Here is a 22,301-nt window from a genome sequence, read left to right as displayed (position 1 = left end):
CGACGCGAAAGCTGCGCGTGGCATACTCCCGAAATCGAAAATAACGACCAAAAATCAAAGGGGTATGGGATGAAACTCGGCAAGGGACTGGGCCTTTCGATCATGCTTGCGGGCCTCGCATCGGCGCTAGCCGGATGCAGCAGCGCGCCGCCGCTCTTTTCCGCCGATGGACGTCCGACGCAGCAGGTCCAGTGCCCCGCATACGGCGGCTGGCGCAATTGCACCGACAACGCGAAAGCGCTCTGCCCGAGCGGTTACGACGTGCTCGACCAGTCGACGGAGAACAATCAGAACTCGCTGCTCGTCGCGTGCAAGGGAAGTTAGGCATGCCGCCTAAATGTGCTGCGTCTCGCGCAGCATCGTGACGTCGTAACCCAGCACGCGCGTGTGCTCTATCAGCGTGCGGCGCAACTCCGCCGAGGGCTTCGCCTCGCGCGTCAAGATCCACAGATAACGACCGGTCGGCTCGCCGACGATGGACCACGTGTAATCGTCGGCGTGATCGAGAATCCAGTAGTCGCCGACGTAGAACGGACCGAAGAACGACACCTTCAGCTTGCTTCCGTTCGATCCCGGCACGACCTTCGCGCGTCCTTCCGCCGAACGGTACGGCCCGGTCAGCCCGCCTTGCCTGCAAGCATTCACAACGGACACGAGCCCGTCCTCGCGGCGCGCGTAGTTCGCCGTGACAGCTTCGCCGTCGCGCTCGAAGCGGTTTTCATAGCGCGCGAACTCGTGCCACTGGCCGAGATAGCGATCGAGATCGACGGCTTTCGACGGTTCCGGCACGTGATCGTTGCCGCTCTTGCGCGCCCCGTTCGATGCGGACGCGATGAGCGTCGCGATACCGCCGATCAAAGCCAGCGCCGCAGCGCCGTATGCCCAAGGTCTTCGAATATTCATGTTTCCCGGTGAGTGAGAAGTCTGGGAAGACGGAGCAGCAAGCTCCGTTCCGTCCGCTTCAGCTCCCGAATTTCCTCACCTTTGGCCATCGGCGAAGGCGCTCACGCTCGTGCGCGGCATCGGGGCGAAAGCCCGTAAGTGCTTGTGTGTGCGGGGATTTTGCCTTGTACCGGTAGGGCAGGGACATGCAAACATCGCGCCCGCTGCACTGCTCCCGAATCACCTCACCTAAAGCCTCGCAAGGCGATGCAGCTCGTTCTGGCTCCGATCGGCGCAAGCCGCACGATTACCGAGGCAACGTTGTCGCCCTGCAAACTTAATACGTTAAGGAACAATGGCTTGCGTCAGCCAGTTAACAATGTGACTGAGATCGCATAATTGCTTCGCGTTCCCGATGATTCATCGAAGAGTGAGCCTCGCGCGCATTGTGCGGCTCACCGTCGCCCGGCTCCCGAAACGCCTCACCCTTCATGACGAAGCGTATCCTCACGCTCTTTCCATCCCGCATTCAAAGCGCTGCCTCATGCCTTCGCCGGTTCACTTGCCTCGAGCGTTCGCCTCATTGCCTTCGCTGCTCACTCCGCTCCTCACGATCATCCCGCCGGTCTTCGGTCTCATCTTCGCAGGCTACGCGTGCCGCAAGCTGAACAAGCTCGGACCGGGTGCGGCGTCCGAGCTCAACCGTTTCGTCGTTTATCTCGCGCTGCCCGCGCTGCTCTTCGACATCATGGCGAAGACGCCGTGGAGGATGCTCGATCAGCCCGCGTTCATTGCTGCGTTCGGCATCGGTTCAGCGGTAATCCTGAGCGCGCTGCCGACCGGGACCGGACCGTTCATGCTCGCGGAGTTTTATCGACGGGAAGGCGGCGTGACGTCGAGCACGATCCTCTTCTCGACGGTGATATCGCTCGTCACGGTCACGATCTGTCTGACCGCCATGCTCTGAGCACGCACGCAAAAAAACGCCCGGCGCGAGCGCACCGGGCGAAACCACCTTCTGTTCGATGGTGGAGGAGGGCCAGTTCAGGCTGTGCTGCCTCTGATTCCTTGGTTGGGTTGCGAATTACCGCGAGCCGCCGCCATCGCGCATGTCGGCGCGAAGCTGTGCGTGCCGCTCCTGATACGGACGCAATTGCGGATAGCTCAGCGAATTGATGGCATCGAGATCGCCCGCGCTCCGGGCGCTGGCGAGTTCCGCCTTGACTTCGGCGCGAGTCTTGCCTGCGGACGTCGATTGAGCGAAAGCGGGCGCGGTGGCCAGCAGCGCGGACATGACCAGACCGCTGATCAGCATCTTTTTCATGGGAAACCTCTTCGGATGGCTTTGCGTCGGGTGACGCTTGAAAAGCAGTCTAGGAGGAAACCTATTGGACAAAAATACCGATTGAGCCAACACATTGTTGTCGAGAGTGGTTGAATGCTGGCGCGCGATTCGCCTTCCATCGATCGAAAACTTTGGCTGCCTGAGCAGGCACGCCGTCGATTCAAATCCACCGTGTTTCGTTTTCGTATCAAAAACTAAACGGCATGGTAGTTACCCCGAACTTATCCACAGTTTCTGTGGATAACCGTGGGGATAGCTCGCCGCGAACCGCATGGCGACGCGGCGCAAGGTACATTTCAGTATTCATCGCAAAAATAGGCGAAATGCGTCGGCGGGCATCGAAGACGAGTCTCCCGCGATGCGCCTATCATGTGCACGCGCGCCGTCATGAGGACGGCGTTTCCGGACCGGTCATCGCCCGGCTCCTTCACTTTTTTATCCTTTACGGGGGACATGTCATGGCCTTGAAGATCGCGGTGGTCGTTGGAAGCCTGCGGCGGGATTCGTTCAACAAGCAGCTCGCGCATGCGCTCGTGTCGCTCGCGCCGAGTGATTTTTCCTTCGAGTTCGTCGACATCGGCGGCCTGCCGCTCTACAGCCAGGATTACGACAGCGACTTTCCCGAGGTCGCGCGCGCGTTCAAGCAGAAGATCGCCGATGCCAACGGCCTCCTGATCGTCACGCCCGAGTACAACCGCTCGATGCCGGGCGTGCTGAAGAACGCGCTCGACTGGGCGTCGCGTCCGTGGGGGCAGAGCGTGTGGGGCGGCAAGCCGGGCGCGATCATCGGCACGTCGGTCGGCGCGATCGGCACGGCCATCGCGCAATCGCATCTGCGCGGCGTGTGCGCTTATCTCGATATCGTGCTGATGAATCAGCCGGAGATGTACATCAAGCACGACGAGAGCCGCATCGACGCGAACGGCAACATCGTCAGCGAGGACACGCGCAAGTACCTGCAGACGTTCATGGACAAGTACGCCGCATGGGTGCGCGACCGCGCGGCGTGATCGTTCACCTCGTCTGAACGCAAAACGGCCCGCAAACGCGGGCCGTTGCTTTCACGACGCGGGGAAAAATCACACGTGATGATGTCCCGTCACGCGATCCCAGCCGTGGCGGATCGCTGCCTTGAAGCGCTCCCACGTATCGCCTTCGGGATGCTTGCTTTCCCAGTCGCGGCGCGTCTCGTACTCCATCTGATCGTCCCATGCGCGGCTGCGGAAGCGGTCGTCGTTGCCGAGCGTCGCGCCGTAGCGATACGCGCCCTGATAGTCCTCATACGGCTCGCCCGTCGCCGAATATTTCGAATCGTAGTCGGCGCGGAAGTCCTCTTCGTACTCCATGAACTCGTTGGGGACGGTTTGCGGATACATCGTCGGCGACGGACCCACCGGGCCGCCCGCCTGCGTGCCGGCCGAGCTCATGACCGGATCGGGCGACGTTCCCGCCGCACGTGCCGCGCCCGGCTGATACGGCGCCGCCGGCTCGTCGAGCGGACCGAGCGGTTCGACCGAGCGCCATTCGGATGCCGTGTCGGTGCGCACGCCCGGAAGCGGATCGCGCGCCATCAGCGGATCGTCCATCGCGGCGCGATCGGGCGGAACGGCGCCCGTCGTGCGCAGCGGATCGCGGCCCGCGAGCGCATCGCGCTCCGACAGCGATTGACCCGAAAGCTCCGTGCGCGCCGCCAGCGGATCGGCGGACGTGCCGGCGAGCGGATCGGCAAGCGGATCGATGCCGGTGCTCGCGTACGGATCGCGGCCCGTCAGCGGATCGCGTCCGGCGAGGGGGTCGCGCGCGGCGCGTTCGCTTTCGCTTATCATCGATTGAGACTGCGACTGCATCGACTGCGATTGCGACTGCATGCTCTGGCGCGGCATCAGCGGATCGTCGGCCGGGTCGCTGACGTAATCGCGCGGCGTCAACTCGGCCGGATCGCCGACGTCGGCCCGCGGATAAGCCCGCGCGCGCGGCGGCGGCATGACCTCCGGCTCGTTCACCGGTTCGCGGCCCGGCACGGCGCTGCCGCGTCCGAGACCGAGTTCGTCGAGTATCGAATGATCGCGGTCGTCCGCTGCCGCGGATGCCGGCGTGCCGTGCTCGAGCGCGGTCCAGCTTGCCGCGCGTTCGTCGATATCGATCGCGCCCTGGTCGCTCAGCGTCGCGCGGGCGACATCCGCCTGCTCGACGCTCGGGGTATCGACCGCAACGAGCACCGCGCCGCGCCGCACGGCCTCCGAATAATGCGCGACTTCAGGCGGCTGATCGCGCCCGCCGAAGAGCATGCTGAAAAAGCGCTCGATGTTCGCGAGCATGCCCGGCTCCGCGTGCGTCTGGGCGTCGGGCATGTCGGACGGCGCGGCGGCGTCGTCGCGTTTGGGATTGGCCTGCAGTTCGATATCCGCGCGCGGGAAGCCGGCGGCGATCAGGGCCGAGCGCGCGTCCTCGGCTTGCGCGAAAGTGTCGAAAACTCCGATGACGGTGTGCCGCATGGTCGCCTCCTGCGATGGGCGGAATTCCTGGGATCGGCGACGTCGCGTCGCCGTACATGGAGGGATTCACGCAACTCGCGTGCCGGATGCGCGCGGGCGGCGCGTGCGGACGAGCGGAGACAAAAGGGGGACGAAAGCGGGGCGGCGCTTTTACAACCACGCGTACAAAAGACGCCGATTCAACGCTCGGTGGAACGCGCCGTCCGCACGTCGGACGACGAGCGGCCGGGCTCGCGCTTGCGCTCGCCGATCGCGCGCAAAAGCGAATCGAGCAAGGCGATGTCGAACGGCTTCGACAGCACGCGCGCGCCGACCTGCCGCGCGCGGTCGAGCTCTTCGGCATAACCGGTGACGAGAATCACCGGAACGTGCGGCTCGAAGCGCTGCAGCATTTCGGCGAGATCGATGCCGTTCATCTGCCCCGGCATGTGGATGTCGGACAGCACGACATCGAACGGAAAACTAATCGATGCGTCGGCGCGCGCGGCTTCGAGCACGGTCGCCGCGGTATCGGCGTTGAAGACGTAGGTGACGTGGTGGCCCATCATCGTGAGCAGCGCCTCGGTGCCGGCGGCGACTTCCTCGTTGTCCTCGACCAGCAGCACGCGCAGGCCGTCGGCTTCGGCCGCCGCGGCGTGTTCTTCGGCGGCAGCCACGCCCGGCGCCGCGGCCGCCGCCGCGCGCGGCAGATACAGGCGCACGGCCGTGCCCGCGCCGACCGCGCTGTCGATGGTCGCGAGCCCGCCCGCGCGCTCGCAGAACGCGAACACCTGCGGCAGGCCCAGTCCCGTGCCCATGCCTTTCGGCTTCGTCGTGAAAAGCGGCTCGAACGCGCGGCCGAGCACATCGGAACTCATGCCGATGCCGGTGTCCTCCAGCGTGATCTGCACGAATTCGCCGGTGATCGGAAAACCGTCCTGATGACGAAAGCGCACGTTGCTGGCGCGCACGGTGAAGGTGCCGCCGTTGGGCATCGCGTCGCGCGCGTTCACGGCCAGGTTGATGAGCGCCAGCTCCAGCTCGGCCGGATCGACGCGGATCGACCACACGTCGGGCGCAACCTCGACGTTGAGCGCCACTTTCGCCCCGAGCGATGCGCGCAGCAGCTCGCGCCCGGCCGTCACCCATTTGCCGATGCCGATGATCTCGCTGCGCAGCGGCTGCTTGCGCGCGACGCCGAGCAACTGGCGCGTGAGCGACTGGCCGCTCTTCAGCGCGCGCTCCATCGCGGTCAGTTCGCGATCGAGGCCCGGCGCGCCGCGCCGCCGCGCGATCTGCACGTTGGTCGAGACGATCATCAGCAGATTGTTGAAGTCGTGCGCGACGCTGCCGACGAGATTGCCGAGCGCTTCCATCTTGCGCGCCTGCCGGTACGCGGATTCGATCGAGCGGCGCATCGACGCTTCCGCCTGCCAGCGCTCCCACGCTTCTTCTTCCGTCGCGAGCCGCCGAAGCGACTGGCCGATCACGCCCCACAGCACGACGCACGGCGCGAAGATCGACAGCGCGAGCACGCTCAGATGCTTCCACCAGGCGGACCAGATCGTCGCGATCGGATAGCCGCTCGACACGTAGACCGGATACCCGCCGACGCGGCGAAACGCGACGATTTTCAGCTGGTTGTCGAGCCCCGAGACCATCTTGACGACGCCGCTCCTGACGCCGCCGCGATACGCGTCGCGCAGCGGCGAGCTGGCCGCGAGCGACATGCGCTCCGGCGGGCGCGGCGGATACCACGCGAGCACTTCGCCGTCGGAGCGCGACAGGCCGATCGACACGCTGGGGTTATCGCCGATCAGCTCGCGATAAAACGCGCCGAAGTAGGCGGGCCGCAGCGCGATCGACACGACGCCGTCGAACTTGCCGGCGGGCGTCAGGCGCGCAACCGCCGTGTTGAACACCTGCTCGCCGGCGACGCGGCCGGTCATCACGCGTGAAATCAGCTCGATTTGCCGTCCCGCGCGCAGGCCGCCGAAGTCCTCGCGGTCCGCGATCGAGATGTCGGGCGTCGGATACGTGCGGCTCGTCGCGAGCAGCTTGCCGTCCGGTCCGAACACCGACGCGGCCGCGACCTGCTGGTAGCTGTTGCTGATCGCCTTGAGGCGCTGATGGATCATCGCGCCGTCGCGGCGGATCGCGCTGGCGTCGAGGTCGTCGAGCAGATCGACGATGCGCTCGTTGAGCGTCACGTTGAGATCGAAGACCTTGAGCGCGTGCTCTTCGGCGACGCGGGCGTTGCGCGCGACGAGCTCGGAGGCATCGGCGACGCGCGCGTGGTAATCGGTGAATGCGGTCGCCGCGACGTACACGCACGGCAGCACGATCGCCGCGACGAGCAGCGCGTACAGCGTCATCCGCTGCGCGGTGAAGTTGCGCTCGGGGACCACCGGGAATGGCGGTTCGTCCTGCCAGGATTGCGCAGCAGGCCCGGTCTCGGACTCCTCACGTTGCAGCGTCATTTTTGGCAGCGAATTGGAAAACTTACTCGAAGCCCGCGCGTTTCGCACGTGGCGACGGGCGCGCGGGCCCGGCCCATCGGACGTGAGCTGCGGAACCGCAGAAAGCACGCACGAAACATACCGGGCGACCGCTTTTTGCACGCGCGCCGTTTGAATGAATACTCGACCGTCTGCGCACTTAGCGAGATTCCCGGAAGCGCAAACGTACACAAAAGCATGGAAGGTATCACATCAAGATACATCGAGCGAAAATTGCTCGGCGTGCAATCCTTTTAGTCATATCATTTCGCGTGATGCGCTTTGTCGAGTTGCTTTGACATTCTCATGAGCACACAATGCAATCCTCCGACGTATACGCCACAGAGCGCGCGACGGAGATACGAGCAGCCTCGCGGCGCGCGCCGGGGAGAAGTACCGCTGATTCGGCGACGAAGCCGGCCAGCCGCGCGACCAGGCGAGGAGAAGAAGGCCACTGTCCGGAAACGTCCGGATCATGCACGGGGCAGGCACGATGACGCCGATCGGAACCCAACACGCATCGCGTGCCTTGCGCACGGCGATCACACAGCGCACGCCCGCCGCATGGCGCGCGTACGTCCACGGGCGCCGCGCCTGGCTCATCGCCGCCGAACTGCAACTCCGACAGCGCCCGCGTTCCCGCCGGGCGAAAGGGCTCGCGCCGGTCGCGCCGTGAACATCGCCATAAAGTTCGCCGCGCGGATGCCGTAATCAGTATGCGAGAGCACGCCGTGTCTGCCGACATGACGTCCTCAGCCCGAAACCGCACAAGAGATCCAGCCAACCATGCCGTTGCCGATTGTCATTGCCGATGATTCCCTGCTCGCGCGCAGGGTGCTGACGCGCGCGCTGCCGACGGACTGGGACGTCGAAATCTCCTACGCGACCAACGGGCGCGAGGCGCTGGAGCATTACCGCGCGGGACGCGCCTCGGTGATGTTCCTCGACCTCACGATGCCCGACATGACCGGCTATCAGGTGCTGGACGCGTTGCAGCACGAAGACCTGAACACGTTCGTGATCGTCGTGTCTGCCGACGTGCAGCCGATGGCCCAGGAGCGGGTGCGCGCGCTCGGCGCGATCGCGTTCCTGCCGAAACCGGTGACGCCCGAAGCGCTGCGTCCCGTTTTGAAGGAGTACGGTCTTCATGGTTGAAGCCCTGAACGAAGATCAGCGCGACGCGCTGCAGGAAGTCGCCAACATGGCGATGGGACAGGCTGCGACGCGCCTGTCGGCGCTGCTCGGCACGTTCATCGAGCTGTCGGTGCCGCGCGTGCGCGTCGTGAGCGTGGCCGAGGCCTCCTCCGCGCTCGCCGAGATGACCGGCATCACCGATGCCGTCACCGCCGTGCGCCAGGGCTTCCGCTCCGACATCAAGGGCGAGGCGATCGTGCTGTGCAAGAGCGGCAGCGTCGATCAGCTGTGCGCGCTCGTCGACGATCCGTACACCAAATCCACCTATGAAGCGACGACGCGCACCGAGCTCGTCTTCGATGTCGCCACCGTGCTGATGGGCGCGTGCGTGTCGTGCATTCTCGACCGCCTCGGCCGCTCGCCGATCTTCTCGCCGCCGGGCATGCTCGGGCAGGAAATCGGCCTCGACGATGTCTTCCAGCCCGCAATGCTCGCGTGGAAGACCGCGCTCCTGCTCGAAGTGAATTTCGCGCTCGAGGATCACAGTTTTCGCGCGCACCTCGTGATGCTGATGGCCGAAGACGCCATCGCGCACTTGAGCGACGCGCTCGACACGCTGCTGTCGAGCATCTGAACGGGACGTCATCGTGAGTATGGATGAACTGCGGCACGCGCTTTCCGAACTCGTGATCGAGCGCGTCGGTTTTGGCATTTTCGTGCTCGACCGCGATCTGAACGTGCTGATGTGGAACCGGTTCATGCAGGACCACAGCGGCAAGACGGCGGAACAGGTCATCGGTAAATCGATTTTTGCGAGCTTTCCGGAACTGCCGCGCGTATGGTTCACGCGCAAGGTCGAAAGCGTGTTCCAGCTCGGCAGCTTCGCGTTCAGCTCGTGGGAGCAGCGGCCGTATCTCTTCAAGTTCGATCACGACCGTCCGATCACGGGCGGCGTCGATTTCATGCAGCAGGATTGCACCTTCATGCCGCTCACGCTCGAGCGCGAAGTGCGCGCCGTGTGCGTGACGATCTCCGACGCGACGCACGCGAGCATGATGCAGCGCGCCCGCGACGAAGCGGTGGCGAAGCTGCAGGAATTCGCGGACCGCGACGGCCTGACCGGTATCGCGAACCGGCGCTACTTCGAATTGCGCCTCGCGGACGAGTTTTCGCGCTGGCAGCGCTACGGCGGCGAACTGTCGATGCTGCTCTTCGATCTCGACCACTTCAAGCGCATCAACGACGATCTCGGCCACCTCGTCGGCGATACGGTGCTGCGCGTGATGGCCGAGCGCGTAGCGAAGACCGTGCGCGTGCAGGACGTGTTCGGGCGCTTCGGCGGCGAGGAATTCGCGCTGCTGTTGCCGTGCACCAATTTTGACGACGCGATGATCGTCGCGGACAAGGTGCGCCGTGCGATCGGCGAAACGCCCATCGACGTGCAGGGCGCGCGCGTGCCGGTGACGGCGAGCGTCGGCGCGGCGCGCGCGAGAAGCGGCGTGACGTCGTCGTACGAGGCGCTCATCAATGAGGCCGATGCGGCGCTCTACACCGCAAAGCGCGAAGGGCGCAACCGGGCGGTGGGTTTCGCCTGAAGCGCGCTGTACGTCCCGCCTGGCGCTCCCGGCGCGATCAGGCGCAAGCGGTCAAAGTATTGATATACTCTTTGCCGCTTCCGGCGCAGTCGCAGCCGGCTCGCGCCGGCTTTCCTCTTCGATTCTTCCCTTACAGCGCCAGGTGGTTCCGCGCGCGCCGGGTCGAATCGAGACCGCGCCTGATCACTTAATTTGCCCTTGGGGGCGCCACAGCGGAGTTCGTCTTGGCCGTTTCCAACATCATCGCTGACGAATCTGCTCCCGACGCCGCGAAGACGTCGTCGGGAAGCTCGTTCTATCTCGCGATGCGCATCCTTCCCGCTGCGCAGCGAGACGCGATGTACGAGATTTACGCGTTCTGCCGCGCGGTCGACGACATCGCCGACGAAGGCACGCTGCCGCGCCGCGAGCGCGCGCTCGCGCTCGACCAGTGGCGCGCGGACATCGACGCGTGCTACGCCGGCACGCCGAAGCCGTCGCTCGAAGCGCTCACGCGTCACATCCAGGCTTTCCAGCTTTCCCGCGACGACTTCCAGGCCGTGATCGACGGCATGGCGATGGACGCCGCCGGCGATATCGTCGCGCCCGACGAAGCCACGCTCGACCTGTATTGCGATCGCGTGGCGAGCGCGGTCGGGCGGCTATCGGTGAGAATCTTCGGGATGCACGAGGACGCCGGACGGCGCCTTGCGCACCATCTCGGGCGGGCGCTGCAACTGACCAACATCCTGCGCGACATCGACGAAGACGCGGAAATCGGCCGTGTCTATCTGCCGCGCGAACTGCTCGCGCGCGAAGGCATTTCGACGAGCGATCCGGCGACCATCGTCGGCGATGCGCGTCTGCCGCGCGTGTGCGCCGTCATCGCCGAGCGCGCGAAGGGCCACTACGCCCAGTCCGACGCGATCATGGCCGCGTCGCCGCGTTCGCAGGTGCGCGCGCCGCGCATCATGTCGGCGGCGTACCGCACCGTGCTCGACGCCAATCTGAAACGCGGCTTCGACCTGCCGCGCACGCGCGTGCGCACGCCGCGTTCGCGCCTGCTGTGGATCGTGGCGCGCAATCTGATCTGATGTCCCGGCGGGTTTTCGTCGTCGGAGCGGGCGTGGCCGGCCTCGCCGCCGCGGTCGAGGCGCAACGACGCGGCGCGCGTGTCGTGCTGCACGAGGCGGCGTCTCACGCAGGCGGCCGCTGCCGCTCTTTCTTCGATTCGAAACTCGGCGTCACGCTCGACAACGGCAATCATCTGCTGCTGTCCGGCAATCAATCGACGATGGCTTATCTGCGCGCGATCGGCGCGGCGGAGTCGCTCATCGGCCCGACGCAGCCCGAGTATCCGTTCTTCGACGTGACGAGCGGCGACGCGTGGACCATCCGCATGTCGTCCGGACGCTTGCCGCGCTGGATCTTCGACGCCGACGCGCGCGTGCCCGGCACGCAACCCGCCGACTATCTGCCGATCCTGCCGCTGTTCTTCGCGAAGCCGGGCCGCACGATCGATGAATCCGTGCGCCGGAAGGATCGCGTGTGGAACCTGCTCGTGCGACCGCTTTTGCGCGCGATGCTCAACGCCGATCCGTCGGAGGCGAGCGCGGAACTCGCCGCCGGGCTGCTGCGCGAAACGGTCGCGCAGGGCGGTCAGGCCTGCCGTCCGCTCGTCGCGAGAAGCGGGCTGTCGCACGCGTTCGTCGAGCCGGCGCTGCGCCTTCTGCAATATGGCGGCGCGGACATCCGGTTCGGCTCGCGCGTGGCGGGCATCGGGATATCGGGCACGGATTCGAGAGAGCGTGTAAGCTCGCTCGCTTTCGAAGGCGCGGCGGAACCGGTCGTGCTCGGCGCGGACGATGCCGTCGTGCTCGCCGTGCCGCCCGATGCGGCGCGCCGCGTAGTGCCGGATCTGAGCGCGCCGCAAGCATCGCGGGCGATCGTCACGGTGCATTTCGCCGCCGACGCGCCCGCCGGTATGTCGGACTGGATTTTCGCGGCTGACGGGCGACTCTCCGTCACGCTTGCGGATTCAGGACGATGGCTTTCGACGCCGCACGAAGAACTCGCGCGGCTGACGTGGCTGGAGACGGCGAAGGCGGTGCGCATGCCCGCCGTGCCGACGCCGCCGTGGCGAGTCGTCGTCGAGGAACATGCGACGTTTGCCGCCGTGCCCGCGCAGGAAGGCTCGCGGCCCGCCACGCGCACGCGCTGGCACAATTTCACGCTCGCGGGCGACTGGACGGCGACCGGCCTGCCCGCGACGATCGAAGGCGCGATCCGTTCCGGCCAGAAGGCCGTGGACGCGCTGTTGAACCCATCGATGGAACGCTGATGAACGAATTATCCCTGTCGGCCGTGGACGCGCGCGTATCGGGCGCCCCGCTCGATACCGCAATCCACCAGGCCACCGATGCGCTGCTCGCGGCGCAACATCGCGACGGCTACTGGCTGTACGAACTCGAAGCCGACGCAACCATTCCGGCCGAATACGTGCTGCTCGTCCACTATCTCGGCGAGACCGCCGACGACAAGTTGGAAGCGAAGATCGGCCGCTATCTGCGGCGCATTCAACGCGAGGACGGCGGCTGGCCGCTTTTCACCGACGGCGCGATGGACGTCTCCGCGACCGTGAAGGCGTATTTCGCGCTGAAGATGATCGGCGATTCGCCCGACGCCGAGCACATGCAGCGCGCCCGCCGCGCGATTCTCGCCACGGGCGGCGCGGAAAAGGTGAACGTGTTCACGCGTATTCTGCTCGCGCTCTTCGGCGTGGTGTCGTGGCGCGCGGTGCCGATGATGCCCGTCGAGATCATGCGCCTGCCGATGTGGTTCCCGTTCCATCTGTCGAAGGTGTCGTACTGGGCGCGCACGGTCATCGTGCCGATGCTCGTGCTCAACGCGAAGCGCCCGCGCGCGCGCAATCCGCGCGGCGTGCGCATCGACGAAGTGTTCACGAATCCGCCGGTCAACACCGGCATGCCGTCGCGCTCGGGGCATCAGAGCCGCGGCTGGTTCGCGTTCTTCCGCGTCGTCGATTCGATCCTGCGCGTCGCCGATCCGCTGCTGCCGAAGGCGGGCCGCGAGCGCGCGATCGATGAAGCTGTGCGTTTCGTCGATGAGCGCCTGAACGGCGAAGACGGCCTCGGCGCGATTTTCCCGGCGATGGCCAACTCGGTCATGATGTACGACGTGCTCGGTCTTCCGCCGGAGCATCCGAACCGCGCGATCGCGCGCAAGTCGATCGACAAACTGCTGATCATCGACGAAGCCGACGACGGCGAAGCGTATTGCCAGCCGTGCCTGTCGCCGGTGTGGGATACGTCGCTCGCCGCGCACGCGCTGCTCGAAACGGGCGAGCCGAAAGCGCGCGCGGCGGTCACGCGCGGCCTCGAATGGCTGGTGCCGCTGCAGATTCTCGACGTGCGCGGCGACTGGGTTTCGCGCCGCCCGAACGTGCGGCCGGGCGGCTGGGCGTTCCAGTTCGCGAACCCGCATTACCCGGACGTCGACGACACCGCGGTCGTCGCGATGGCGATGGAGCGCGCCGACCGCGAGAACGGCACCGCGATGTACGGCGAATCGATCGCGCGGGCGCGCGAGTGGATCGTCGGCATGCAGAGCAGCGACGGCGGCTGGGGCGCGTTCGAGCCGGAAAACACGCAGTACTACCTGAACAACATCCCGTTTTCGGACCACGGCGCGTTGCTCGACCCGCCGACCGTCGACGTCTCCGCGCGGTGTCTTTCGATGCTGGCGCAGCTCGGCGAGACATCGCTGAACAGCGAGCCTGCACGCCGCGCGTTCGATTACATCGTGAACGATCAGGAACGCGACGGAAGCTGGTATGGCCGCTGGGGCCTGAACTACGTCTACGGCACCTGGTCGGCGATGTCCGCGCTGAACGCAGCCGGCGTCGCGCCGACGGACCCGCGCATGACGCGCGCCGCGGACTGGCTCATCGGTATCCAGAACGCGGACGGTGGCTGGGGCGAGGACGGCGAGAGCTACAAGCTCGACTATCGTGGCTACGAACAGGCGCCGAGCACGTCGTCGCAGACTGCGTGGGCGCTGCTCGGGCTGATGGCGGCGGGAATGGTCGGGCATCCGGCGGTCGCGCGCGGCATCGACTATCTGCTGAAGACACAGCAGACGCACGGCCTGTGGGACGAAACGCGCTTCACCGCGACGGGCTTCCCGCGCGTGTTCTATCTGCGCTACCACGGCTATCGCAAGTTCTTCCCGCTGTGGGCGCTCGCGCGCTATCGCAATCTGACGCGCGAAGGTCTCACGCGCGTGACGGCGGCGATGTGAACGCGCCCGTCGTCGCCGTGACCGGCATGGCGTTCGAAGCGAAGATCGTGCGCGGGCGCGGCGTCGATGTCGTGTTCGCGGCGCGCGCCGACTGGCTCGAGCGCGCCTTGTCCGACGCGATCGCGCGCGGCTGCTCGGGCATCATCAGCTTCGGCACGGCGGGCGGGCTTGCGCCGGATCTCGAACCAGGCGCGCTGATCGTCGCCGAGAGCGTGTGCGGGCCGTTCGGCGAGTTGCGCACCGATGCGGCGTGGTCGGCGCGTATCGTCGATGCGTTCGCGGGCACGCCTGTCGAGCGCGTCATGCGGCGCGGCAAGATGTCGGGCGTGACGGCGCCGGTCAAGAGCGAGGCGGAAAAGCGCTCGCTGCATTCGTCGACGGGCGCGCTTGCCGTGGATATGGAATCGCATATCGCCGGGGCGATCGCGACGGCGCGCGGGCTGCCGTTCGCCGTGTGCCGCGCGGTGGTCGACCCGGCCTGGCGGACGCTGCCGCCCGCCGCGACCGCGGGTTTGCGCGACGACGGCACCACGGCGATCGGTCCGATTTTGCGGGAATTGCTGCGCGAGCCCCGGCAGCTCGGCGCGCTGCTGCGGCTAGCGTCCGATGCGCGAGAAGCCCGCGCGACGCTCGTGCAGGCGCGGCACGCGATGGATTCGGCGCGGGCGTTGGTATTGGGTTGATCGGTTGTCGAAAGCTGCATCCTGCCGGCCAAACCTTTGTTTCGTCGTCGAGGAAGAAACTGCGCAGGCCTTACATTGATCGTCGTGAAGACCTATTTTTTGATGCCGTCATGGAACGTGTCCACGCGTTGCTGTCCGTCAGCATTTCAGCGTTCAGGCAAAACCCCGGCAAGGTGCTGGAAGAAGCACGCGGCGAACCCGTCGCCGTGTTTAGCCACAACCGCCCGGCCTTCTATGCCGTTTCGCCCGAATTGATGGCCGAAACGGCCGAGCTGTATGACGAGCGCCAGTTGGCCACCTTGGTCCAGTCGCGGCTGAAATCGGTGAAGCGCGCGGTCAAGGTCAGTCTCGACGATCTGTGATGGCCCATGAACCTGCGAGGCGTAGGTTATCGGTTGGTCGATCTCGTCCGCCGCTGCTGCCTGGGACAGAGGGCAGAGTCTTTGCAGGCAACTAAAAAAACGGGCGCCGAAGCGCCCGTTTCATTGTGAAGACTCACTTCGCCGGCTGCGCCGCCGGATCGTCATACTGCGGCAACCCCTGCCCCTTGCTCGAACTCGGCGACGGCTGAGCCTTCGGCGTGCTCTCCGCCGGCGCGGGCGCCTTGCCGCCGACACCGCCCGCAGGCGATGCCGCCGCGCCCGGATCGTCATACGTCGGCAAGCCTTGCTCCTTGCTGCCGCCACCGCTTCCGCCCGGCGCGCTGGCGCCTTCAGGCGCGCTCGCGCCTTCGGGTGCCGACGCGCCCTCGTCGCCGTAATCGGGCAGTGTGTCAGCGCCGCCGCCCGTCAGCAGATACTGACGACGCTGCGTGTAGGCGTCGCGCACAAACGCGTATTTGTCGAGCGCGGCGGCCGAGAGCAGATCGGTCGCGCCGATCAGATCCGCGCGCGCGCTCACGAAATTCACGCCGAAGAGCGGCCAGAGAATCTCGGGCCCCGAGTAGCTCAGCGGATTCACGCGCCAGTCGACGAGCCAGGTCGTCGAATCGCGGAACGAGCTCGGGCCGAGCAGCGGCAGCACCAGATACGGCCCCGACGGCATGCCGTAGTGCCCGAGCGTCAGGCCGAAGTCCTGATGATGCTTGGGCAAGCCCGCGGGCGACGCGATATCGATCAGGCCGCCGATGCCGAACACCGAGTTCATCGCGATACGCATCAAGTCCTGCGTCGCGTCGGTGATCTTCAACTGCAGCAGATTGTTCGCGAAGTTGGAGAAATCGCCGAGATTCGAGAAGAAGTTGCTGACCGCCGTGCGGAACGGGCTCGGCGTGTAATCGACGTAGAACTGCGCGACGGGCTTCGCGACGTAGGTATCGAGCGTGTCGTTGAACGTGAAGATCTTGCGGTTCATCGGCTCGAGCGGGTCTTTCGGATTGCGGTCCGGGCCGGTCGCGCAGCCCGCGGTCGCGAGCGCGCCCGCGATCGCCAGACTTACTCCAATTTTGCGCACTGCACGAGCGGTCAAAGCCGTCGATCCCCACTTCATTCTTCAATTCCTCTTAGGTTGTCATGTCGTCGCGCCGCCCGCAGCTTCGCACGGTCGGCCGCACGTACTTTGCGCGGCTTGCCCATCAATACCGGCTGAAAAACCACGGCGCCGATCAGCGTGCAAAGCAGCGACAGCGCCAGCAGCCGCCCCATGCTGGACGTCCCCGGATGATGGGAGAACCACAGGCTGCCGAATGCCGTCGCGGTCGTGGCCGCACTGAACATAACGGCATGCGTGAGGCTGGACTGTAGCAGCCGCGTCTGGCCCGAGCGCCACGCCATCACGAAATAGATCTTGAACGCGACGCCGACGCCCAGCATCAACGGCAACGCGATGATGTTCGCGAAGTTGAGCGGCATCCGGAAGACGACGCACAACTCCAGCGTGACGATCGCGGAAACGAGCAACGGTACCAAAGTTCGCAAAACGTCGCCAAAACGGCGCAGCGCGATCCACAGCAGCACCGCGATCGCGATGAGCGAGTAGAGCGCCGCCTGCTGGAACGCCTTGATGATCGTTTCCGCCGAATGGCGCACGGAGATCGGCCCGCCGATCGCATCGGGCGCGGCCTTCTGCACGGCATCGGCGAAGTGGGCGAGCAGCGTGTCGTCGTTGGGATCGACGCCCGCCGGAACCTTCGGCGATACATCGACGAGCGCCTGGCCGTCCGGCGTCACGAACGACGCGACCATCTGCGGCGGCAGCGTCGCGCGCGTGATCTCCGTCGGCGTGAGCAGCGCGCGCAAGTGCGCGAGCGCAAGGCGCAGCGGCTCGGCCATCGCGTGCTCGGCGCGGTCGCGCGTCGCGGCGTCGGCTTGCGCCAGTTTCGCGAGTGTCTGCGACAGACGCTTTGCCTGCTTATCGCCGGGACCGGGATGCTCGTCGGCGGCGAGCGACAGCTGGCTCGACAGGCGCTTGAGCGCCGCGACGCGCACTTCGTCCGTCACCGGCGACGCGGTCGGCTGATCAAGCGCCGGTAAAAGCTGATCCGCTGCGGCCTTGATCAGCGCGAGCTTCTTCGGCTGATCGGCGGGGATGAGCGACGAGAGCGTCGTCGCGCGCTCGACTTGCGGAAGCTTTTCCAGCTTCGCGGCGATGCGGTCGGCGTCGGCAAGCGACGGCGCCAGGACCGCGACATCGTTCACCGCACCTTGAGGCGAATCCTTGAGCGAGGTGAGCGTCGCCATCGATTCGGTGTGCGGGTCCTTCAGATGCAGCGGATTGAAGTCGAAGCGCAGATCGAAGAGCAGCGGCAACGCGCCGATCACGACGACGAGCGTGCCGATCAGCACGGGCTTGCGATATTTGTCGAGAAATTCGTCGACGGGCGCGAGCACCGGAAAGCCCGGCGAATGCGCTTCGCCCGGCGGCGCGAATACCTTGATGAGTGCGGGCAGCAGCGTCATGTTGGTCGCGTAGGCCACGAACATGCCGACGCCCGCGATCAGCCCCAGCTCCGACACGCCGCGATACGCAGTCGGCAGAAACGAGAAGAAGCTCGCGGCGGTCGCGGCGGCGGCGAGCGTGAGCGGCACGGCGACATGGCGCGCGGTTTCCGCGAGCGACACATCGAGCCGCTTGTGCCGGTAACGCTCTTCGCGATACTTCACGCCGAACTGAATGCCGAAGTCCACGCCCAAGCCCACGAACAGCACCATGAACGCGACCGAGATCATGTTGAGCGCATGGACCATCATGAGGCCGAGCGCGGCGGTGATCGCGAGTCCGACGAAGAGCGTGATGAACACCGCGAGAATCATGCGCTTCGAGCGCAGCGCGACCCACAGAATGGTGAGCACGACGAGGAAAGTCAGCACGCCGTTGAGCACGGCGCCGTCCTGTACGGACGCGAATTCCTCGTCGGCGAGCGGCTGAGCGCCGGTCAGATGCAGCGTCGCGCCGTACTTCTTGTCGATGCCGAGTTCCGAGGCCTTCGCGCGAATCTCATCCGACGTGCCCGCCGCCGCCTTCAGCGCATTGAAGTCGAGCTCGGGCAGCACGGTGACGAAGGCGCGCCCGGTGGCATCGCTTTTCGATGAATCCGCCAGATCGCGCCACGAGAACGCGGCGGGCTGATTGGCGAGCACACGGTCGAGCACGGTCGCGCTTCTGTCGAGCAGGTTGGCCATCTGGCCGAGATTGACCTGCCCGAGCGTCAACGGCAGATTGAGCGTGGTGTTGAGCGTCTGCGCGAGCCCGGTGAGCGTCGGGTCGTGCGCGAGCGTGTTGATGAGCGGGCGCGCCTGCACGAGTTGCTTCGTGGTCGCTTCGACCTTTTCGGTCGGCAGATAGAGCAGGCCGTCGTGCTCGAAGAATGCGCCGCCCTGCGGCTGCGAAACCGACTTGAAGCGCTCCGGCTCCTTTGCGAGCGCGGCGGCGAGTTCGTTCGCGGCGGCATCGGCGAATTCCTGGCCGGGCGCCTCCACGACGATCAGCAGCGTTGCGCCGCGCTGCGGAAACGCATCGTCGATGGCTTTGCTGCGCGCGGCCCATTCGGGCTCGGTCTCGATCAACTGACTGACGTCGGTGCTGATGCGAAAGTGATGGACGACATAAATCGTGGACAACACGCCGAGCAGAAGCGAAACGGCGATAATCCACGCCGGGCGGCGGATGGCGAGTGTGACGAAGCGGGTAATGTTGGACGTCAGCATGAAGACGCTACCTGTGTGTCCTGTTATCTTTGCGCGTGCGAACGCGCGGATTGCATGATGCCGACCGCCGGATTCCGAACCGTGTCCGCAAGACACGCGGTGTGCCGCGCAAGTATAGCGGGCGCGTCGGAACACTCCGTGCTTGAACTGTTGCGGCGCTGCGGTGTCGATATACTGACCCCGCAGCCATCCGGCCGCTCCTGCGACGTCCGAAGGCCACGCGACCCGCGCCACCAAACCTGATCAGAGAACGGGTGCCATGAAACACTATCTGTCTGTTTGCTTCGTTTTTCTCCTTGCTTCGATGTCTTTCACAGGCGAGGCGCTTGCCCAAACGAGTCCCGATGCCGTCGTGAAGAACGCCGTCGAGGGCACCGTCAACGCGATGAAGGCCGACCCGCAGGCGCGCGGCGGCGACATGGCGAAGATCACGCAGCTCGTCGAAACGCGCTTCCTGCCCGCCACCGACTTCCAGCGCACGACGCGCATCGCGGTCGGCAAGGCTTGGGCGAGCGCCACACCCGAGCAGCAAAAGCAGCTTTACGACCAGTTCCAGACGCTGCTGGTTCGCACCTACGCGGCGTCGCTTGCGCAGTTGCGCGATCAGGACGTGAAGTTCAAGTTCGATGCGCCCAACATCGACGCCAACGCGAAGGACACGGTCGTCGAATCCCACGTCATCTCCACGGGCGGCGACAATCCCGTGCGCTACCGTCTGGAAAAGACGCCGCAGGGCTGGAAAATCTACGACATCGACATGATGGGCGCTTGGCTCATCCAGGTCTATCAGCAGCAATTCGCCGGTCAGTTGCAAAAGGGCGGCGTGGACGGCCTCATCAAGTTTCTCTCCGAGCACAACGCCCGTTCGGCGGGTTGAATTTTTCCTTCCTCCGTACCGCCGATAAGGCCGGGCGTCAGGTTCGGCGGTGCTCCACCGCGTACTTGATCAGCTCGGCCTGCCCGTCGATATCCAGTTTGCGCTTCAAATTCAGCCGATGCGTCTCCACCGTGCGCACCGAAAGCCCATGCTGTTGCGCAATTTGCTTGCTGGATAAGCCTTCGGCCAGTGCGTCGAGAATGTCGAGCTCGCGCGGCGTCAGGCGTTCGTGCGGCGTCTGCATCGACTGTGCCTGGATCATGCGCGCGGCGAGCCCCGCGCTGAAGAAGGTCTTGCCGGCTAGCACGGCGTCGATTGCCTGGATGATCTCCGCGGACGGCGAATCCTTCAGCACATAACCGCTCGCGCCGGCACGCACCGCCTGCTTCACATATTCGACGTTGTCGTGCATCGACAACATCAGCACGCGGATGCCGGGAAAGCGTTCGTGAAAAAGCGCCGCCAGTTCGATGCCGGTCATGCCCGCCATGCCGACGTCCATCAGCGCGAGATCGGGTGGATTCGACTCGTCGGCGGCGAGCGCGAGCGCTTCTTTCGCGTTGCCCGCCTCGCCGATCACGCGCAGGTGCGGCACGGAGTCGAGCCGCGCGCGCAAGCCATCGCGCACGAGCGGATGGTCGTCCACGAGAATGATGCGGGCGGATTCAGCGTTCATCGGCATGTCCCTGAAAATTCGGTGCAGCGAGCGGCAGTGGCACCGTCGCGGTGATCGACGTGCGGCCGAGCTGCGAACTGATCGCGAGCGCGCCGCCGAGCGTGTCGAGCCGTTCGCGCATGTTGCGCAGACCGACGCCGCTCGCCGGGCCGGAGAGCGCGTCATCGGCGTCGAAGCCGCGGCCATTGTCGGTGATGTCGAGTGTGACGGCGTGCGTCGCGAGGTCGAGCGTGATCGCCGCGCGCGATGCCTGCGCATGCCGCGCGATGTTGGTCAGCGCTTCCTGCGCGATGCGAAAAAGCACGGTGTTGACGGGATCGGGCAACGTCGCCTGTTGCGTCGCGGCAGACGCGCTGTTCCCCGTCGCTTCGAAGCGCACTTCGATGCCGTCCTGACCGTCGAGCTCGCGCGCGAGTTGTTCGAGCGCGGCGGCGAGGCCAAGATCGTCGAGCATCGCGGGACGCAGCGCGTGCGAGATGCGGCGCACTTCGCGCAGCGTGCCGGAGAGACGGCCGAGGCTCGTCGCGAGCGCGGCTTCGGCGGTCGGCTCGCGCGCCGGACCGCGCTCGAAACGCGCGAGCGCCGATTCGAGCAGCAACTTCACGGAGACGAGCATCTGACTGATGCCGTCGTGCAGCTCGCGCGAGAGTCTCGCGCGTTCCTGTTCCTGAGAGTCAACGACCTGACGCGCGAGGCGCTTCAGCTTCGCGTCGGCGCTGCGATGTTCGCTGATGTTGAGCACCGCGCCGCACACGGCGATGATCGCGAGCGCCGCCAGCGCGATCGCGCCGATCCACATCAAGGTGCGCTCGATGTGCGCGGCCGCCTGTGAATCGATACGCGCGAGCGTCGTTTCGACGTCCTCCAGATAGATGCCCGTGCCGATCATCCAGCCCCAGCGCGGCAGCGGCACGACATAACCGAGCTTCGGCGCGAGCAGCCCGGTCGACGGCCGACGCCATACGTAGCGCACGTAGCCGCCGCCCTTCGACGCCTCCTGGATGAGCTGCTGGATGGTCAGCGCGCCGTTCGGATCGCGCATGAGCCAGAGATCGCGTCCGACGAGATCGGGCTGGCGCGGATGCATCAGCGACGTGCCGCGCATCGTATAGACGAAAAAGTAGCCGTCCTGGCCGAAGTCGAGCCGTTGCAGCGCGTCGAGCGCGAGACGGCGGCGCTCGTCGTCGCTGCGCGGATCGGTCGCGGCTGCGTCGTAATAAGGCGCGATCGCGCTCATCGCGATTTCGACGTAATGCCGCAGCTCGATCTCCTTGCTCGACATATACGCGGCCTGCGTGGTCTCGTGCTGCGCCTTTGCGAGCGATTCCGCCTGCTGGCGCACGCCGTAGGTGATCCCGCCGATCGCCAGCGCGAACGGCACGATCGCCAGCAGAAAGATCTTGGCTTTGAGGTTCATAGAGGGTCTGTTTGCATACAAAACGACCATGCGTTGCCCTTGCAGGGCAACCCTTCGGGCACGCCCGAACTGGGCCGCATGGCGGCGTCGTGCGTCGCTTGTTTGGGCTCGCCAAACGCCGCTCCTTACTTCTTGCCCTGCGGCCCATTTCGGGCGTTCGCATGGCCGTTTCGTATGCGAACAGACCCTGGGCCTAGGGTTTTCCGCTACGTGAAGCCACGTAGCGCGCATACGTAGTTATGCGCTTGTAAGCGTTCGGGCGAAAGCGAATACTAC

21 protein-coding genes are annotated in these 22,301 nt (G+C 65.7%); 13 read left to right on the top strand and 8 right to left on the bottom strand.

Annotated features, from left to right (window positions below):
• The first annotated feature begins 69 nt into the window (after positions 1-69).
• The gene (locus AWB74_RS15355) at positions 70-324 is read left to right on the top strand and encodes a hypothetical protein (protein WP_061147606.1); all 255 of its coding nucleotides are present in this window, start codon (positions 70-72) and stop codon (positions 322-324) included.
• A 9-nt stretch (positions 325-333) separates the two neighbouring features.
• Here AWB74_RS15355 and AWB74_RS15350 read toward each other — a convergent pair whose 3' ends face one another.
• Entirely contained in the window at positions 334-903 is a 570-nt protein-coding gene (locus tag AWB74_RS15350) for a lipocalin family protein (protein ID WP_061147605.1), read from the bottom strand.
• Positions 904-1,465: 562 nt separating this feature from the next.
• Between AWB74_RS15350 and AWB74_RS48585 the strand changes: the two genes are divergently transcribed.
• Entirely contained in the window at positions 1,466-1,849 is a 384-nt protein-coding gene (locus AWB74_RS48585; RefSeq protein WP_061147604.1) for an AEC family transporter, read from the top strand.
• A gap of 117 nt (positions 1,850-1,966) precedes the next feature.
• Here the strand turns inward: AWB74_RS48585 and AWB74_RS15340 are convergent, their stop codons facing one another.
• Positions 1,967-2,206, bottom strand: coding sequence for a DUF4148 domain-containing protein (locus AWB74_RS15340; protein ID WP_061147603.1), 240 nt, complete (start codon positions 2,204-2,206; stop codon positions 1,967-1,969).
• Between the two features lie 479 nt (positions 2,207-2,685).
• On the opposite strand from AWB74_RS15340, the gene AWB74_RS15335 reads away from it, so the two are divergent.
• A complete protein-coding gene (locus AWB74_RS15335; protein ID WP_061147602.1) occupies positions 2,686-3,237 on the top strand; it encodes an NADPH-dependent FMN reductase in 552 nt (183 codons plus the stop codon).
• 69 nt (positions 3,238-3,306) lie between these two features.
• Here the strand turns inward: AWB74_RS15335 and AWB74_RS15330 are convergent, their stop codons facing one another.
• Both AWB74_RS15330 and AWB74_RS15325 read right to left on the bottom strand, forming a co-directional pair.
• Complete coding sequence (locus AWB74_RS15330) at positions 3,307-4,722, bottom strand: hypothetical protein (protein ID WP_061147601.1); 1,416 nt, start codon at positions 4,720-4,722, stop codon at positions 3,307-3,309.
• A gap of 179 nt (positions 4,723-4,901) precedes the next feature.
• Complete coding sequence (locus AWB74_RS15325; protein WP_061147600.1) at positions 4,902-7,181, bottom strand: hybrid sensor histidine kinase/response regulator; 2,280 nt, start codon at positions 7,179-7,181, stop codon at positions 4,902-4,904.
• Positions 7,182-7,674: 493 nt separating this feature from the next.
• Between AWB74_RS15325 and AWB74_RS15320 the strand changes: the two genes are divergently transcribed.
• The 9 genes from AWB74_RS15320 (at position 7,675) to AWB74_RS15280 (ending at position 15,272) form a co-directional block, all read left to right on the top strand.
• Positions 7,675-7,875: a hypothetical protein gene (locus AWB74_RS15320; RefSeq protein WP_143749232.1), complete on the top strand. Its 201-nt coding sequence runs from the start codon at positions 7,675-7,677 to the stop codon at positions 7,873-7,875.
• Positions 7,876-7,985: 110 nt separating this feature from the next.
• Positions 7,986-8,354: a response regulator gene (locus AWB74_RS15315; protein WP_061147598.1), complete on the top strand. Its 369-nt coding sequence runs from the start codon at positions 7,986-7,988 to the stop codon at positions 8,352-8,354.
• Complete coding sequence (locus AWB74_RS15310) at positions 8,347-8,967, top strand: chemotaxis protein CheC (RefSeq protein ID WP_061147597.1); 621 nt, start codon at positions 8,347-8,349, stop codon at positions 8,965-8,967. Before AWB74_RS15315 ends, AWB74_RS15310 begins: the two co-directional genes overlap by 8 nt.
• Positions 8,968-8,986: 19 nt before the next feature.
• Positions 8,987-9,928 carry a GGDEF domain-containing protein gene (locus AWB74_RS15305; RefSeq protein WP_061147596.1) on the top strand — a complete coding sequence of 314 codons (942 nt, stop codon included), beginning with the start codon at positions 8,987-8,989 and terminating at the stop codon, positions 9,926-9,928.
• A gap of 224 nt (positions 9,929-10,152) precedes the next feature.
• Positions 10,153-11,001, top strand: coding sequence for a presqualene diphosphate synthase HpnD (gene hpnD / locus AWB74_RS15300; RefSeq protein WP_061147595.1), 849 nt, complete (start codon positions 10,153-10,155; stop codon positions 10,999-11,001).
• Positions 11,001-12,248 carry a hydroxysqualene dehydroxylase HpnE gene (gene hpnE / locus AWB74_RS15295; protein ID WP_061147594.1) on the top strand — a complete coding sequence of 416 codons (1,248 nt, stop codon included), beginning with the start codon at positions 11,001-11,003 and terminating at the stop codon, positions 12,246-12,248. The genes hpnD and hpnE overlap by 1 nt, the downstream gene beginning before the upstream one ends.
• The gene (gene shc / locus AWB74_RS15290; RefSeq protein WP_061147593.1) at positions 12,248-14,227 is read left to right on the top strand and encodes a squalene--hopene cyclase; all 1,980 of its coding nucleotides are present in this window, start codon (positions 12,248-12,250) and stop codon (positions 14,225-14,227) included. Before hpnE ends, shc begins: the two co-directional genes overlap by 1 nt.
• 26 nt (positions 14,228-14,253) lie before the next feature.
• Positions 14,254-14,910, top strand: coding sequence for a phosphorylase (locus tag AWB74_RS15285; RefSeq protein ID WP_061147716.1), 657 nt, complete (start codon positions 14,254-14,256; stop codon positions 14,908-14,910).
• The gene (locus AWB74_RS15280) at positions 14,907-15,272 is read left to right on the top strand and encodes a type II toxin-antitoxin system Phd/YefM family antitoxin (RefSeq protein ID WP_235024588.1); all 366 of its coding nucleotides are present in this window, start codon (positions 14,907-14,909) and stop codon (positions 15,270-15,272) included. The genes AWB74_RS15285 and AWB74_RS15280 overlap by 4 nt, the downstream gene beginning before the upstream one ends.
• A 133-nt stretch (positions 15,273-15,405) precedes the next feature.
• On the opposite strand, the gene AWB74_RS15275 is transcribed toward AWB74_RS15280, so the two are convergent.
• Positions 15,406-16,398, bottom strand: coding sequence for an MlaA family lipoprotein (locus tag AWB74_RS15275; RefSeq protein ID WP_061147591.1), 993 nt, complete (start codon positions 16,396-16,398; stop codon positions 15,406-15,408).
• Positions 16,395-19,055 carry a hopanoid transporter HpnN gene (gene hpnN / locus AWB74_RS15270; RefSeq protein WP_061147590.1) on the bottom strand — a complete coding sequence of 887 codons (2,661 nt, stop codon included), beginning with the start codon at positions 19,053-19,055 and terminating at the stop codon, positions 16,395-16,397. The genes AWB74_RS15275 and hpnN overlap by 4 nt, the downstream gene beginning before the upstream one ends.
• Positions 19,056-19,314: 259 nt before the next feature.
• Here hpnN and AWB74_RS15265 point away from each other — a divergent pair, with 259 nt between their 5' ends.
• Entirely contained in the window at positions 19,315-19,932 is a 618-nt protein-coding gene (locus AWB74_RS15265) for an MlaC/ttg2D family ABC transporter substrate-binding protein (protein ID WP_061147589.1), read from the top strand.
• 37 nt (positions 19,933-19,969) lie between these two features.
• Here the strand turns inward: AWB74_RS15265 and AWB74_RS15260 are convergent, their stop codons facing one another.
• Complete coding sequence (locus AWB74_RS15260) at positions 19,970-20,608, bottom strand: response regulator (RefSeq protein WP_200821974.1); 639 nt, start codon at positions 20,606-20,608, stop codon at positions 19,970-19,972.
• Positions 20,598-22,025: a cache domain-containing protein gene (locus AWB74_RS15255; protein WP_061147587.1), complete on the bottom strand. Its 1,428-nt coding sequence runs from the start codon at positions 22,023-22,025 to the stop codon at positions 20,598-20,600. The genes AWB74_RS15260 and AWB74_RS15255 overlap by 11 nt, the downstream gene beginning before the upstream one ends.
• Positions 22,026-22,301: the final 276 nt, after the last annotated feature.

It is taken from the genome of Caballeronia arvi (genome assembly GCF_001544695.2).
GTDB classification, from domain to species: domain Bacteria; phylum Pseudomonadota; class Gammaproteobacteria; order Burkholderiales; family Burkholderiaceae; genus Caballeronia; species Caballeronia arvi.
This window is presented reverse-complemented; position numbering and strand designations above follow the sequence as displayed.

Excerpts from the sequence above, each read along its gene's own strand:
- AWB74_RS15315 (WP_061147598.1), top strand. The coding sequence starts at position 7,986 with ATGCCGTTGCCGATTGTCATTGCCGATGATTCCCTGCTCGCGCGCAGG.
- AWB74_RS15320 (WP_143749232.1), top strand. The coding sequence starts at position 7,675 with ATGCACGGGGCAGGCACGATGACGCCGATCGGAACCCAACACGCATCG.
- AWB74_RS15335 (WP_061147602.1), top strand. The coding sequence starts at position 2,686 with ATGGCCTTGAAGATCGCGGTGGTCGTTGGAAGCCTGCGGCGGGATTCG.
- AWB74_RS15255 (WP_061147587.1), bottom strand. The coding sequence starts at position 22,025 with ATGAACCTCAAAGCCAAGATCTTTCTGCTGGCGATCGTGCCGTTCGCG.
- AWB74_RS15340 (WP_061147603.1), bottom strand. The coding sequence starts at position 2,206 with ATGAAAAAGATGCTGATCAGCGGTCTGGTCATGTCCGCGCTGCTGGCC.
- hpnN (WP_061147590.1), bottom strand. The coding sequence starts at position 19,055 with ATGCTGACGTCCAACATTACCCGCTTCGTCACACTCGCCATCCGCCGC.
- AWB74_RS15325 (WP_061147600.1), bottom strand. The coding sequence starts at position 7,181 with ATGACGCTGCAACGTGAGGAGTCCGAGACCGGGCCTGCTGCGCAATCC.
- AWB74_RS15265 (WP_061147589.1), top strand. The coding sequence starts at position 19,315 with ATGAAACACTATCTGTCTGTTTGCTTCGTTTTTCTCCTTGCTTCGATG.
- AWB74_RS15305 (WP_061147596.1), top strand. The coding sequence starts at position 8,987 with ATGGATGAACTGCGGCACGCGCTTTCCGAACTCGTGATCGAGCGCGTC.
- AWB74_RS15310 (WP_061147597.1), top strand. The coding sequence starts at position 8,347 with ATGGTTGAAGCCCTGAACGAAGATCAGCGCGACGCGCTGCAGGAAGTC.
- AWB74_RS15275 (WP_061147591.1), bottom strand. The coding sequence starts at position 16,398 with ATGAAGTGGGGATCGACGGCTTTGACCGCTCGTGCAGTGCGCAAAATT.
- AWB74_RS15285 (WP_061147716.1), top strand. The coding sequence starts at position 14,254 with ATGGCGTTCGAAGCGAAGATCGTGCGCGGGCGCGGCGTCGATGTCGTG.
- hpnE (WP_061147594.1), top strand. The coding sequence starts at position 11,001 with ATGTCCCGGCGGGTTTTCGTCGTCGGAGCGGGCGTGGCCGGCCTCGCC.
- AWB74_RS15355 (WP_061147606.1), top strand. The coding sequence starts at position 70 with ATGAAACTCGGCAAGGGACTGGGCCTTTCGATCATGCTTGCGGGCCTC.
- shc (WP_061147593.1), top strand. The coding sequence starts at position 12,248 with ATGAACGAATTATCCCTGTCGGCCGTGGACGCGCGCGTATCGGGCGCC.
- AWB74_RS15260 (WP_200821974.1), bottom strand. The coding sequence starts at position 20,608 with ATGAACGCTGAATCCGCCCGCATCATTCTCGTGGACGACCATCCGCTC.
- AWB74_RS15330 (WP_061147601.1), bottom strand. The coding sequence starts at position 4,722 with ATGCGGCACACCGTCATCGGAGTTTTCGACACTTTCGCGCAAGCCGAG.
- AWB74_RS15350 (WP_061147605.1), bottom strand. The coding sequence starts at position 903 with ATGAATATTCGAAGACCTTGGGCATACGGCGCTGCGGCGCTGGCTTTG.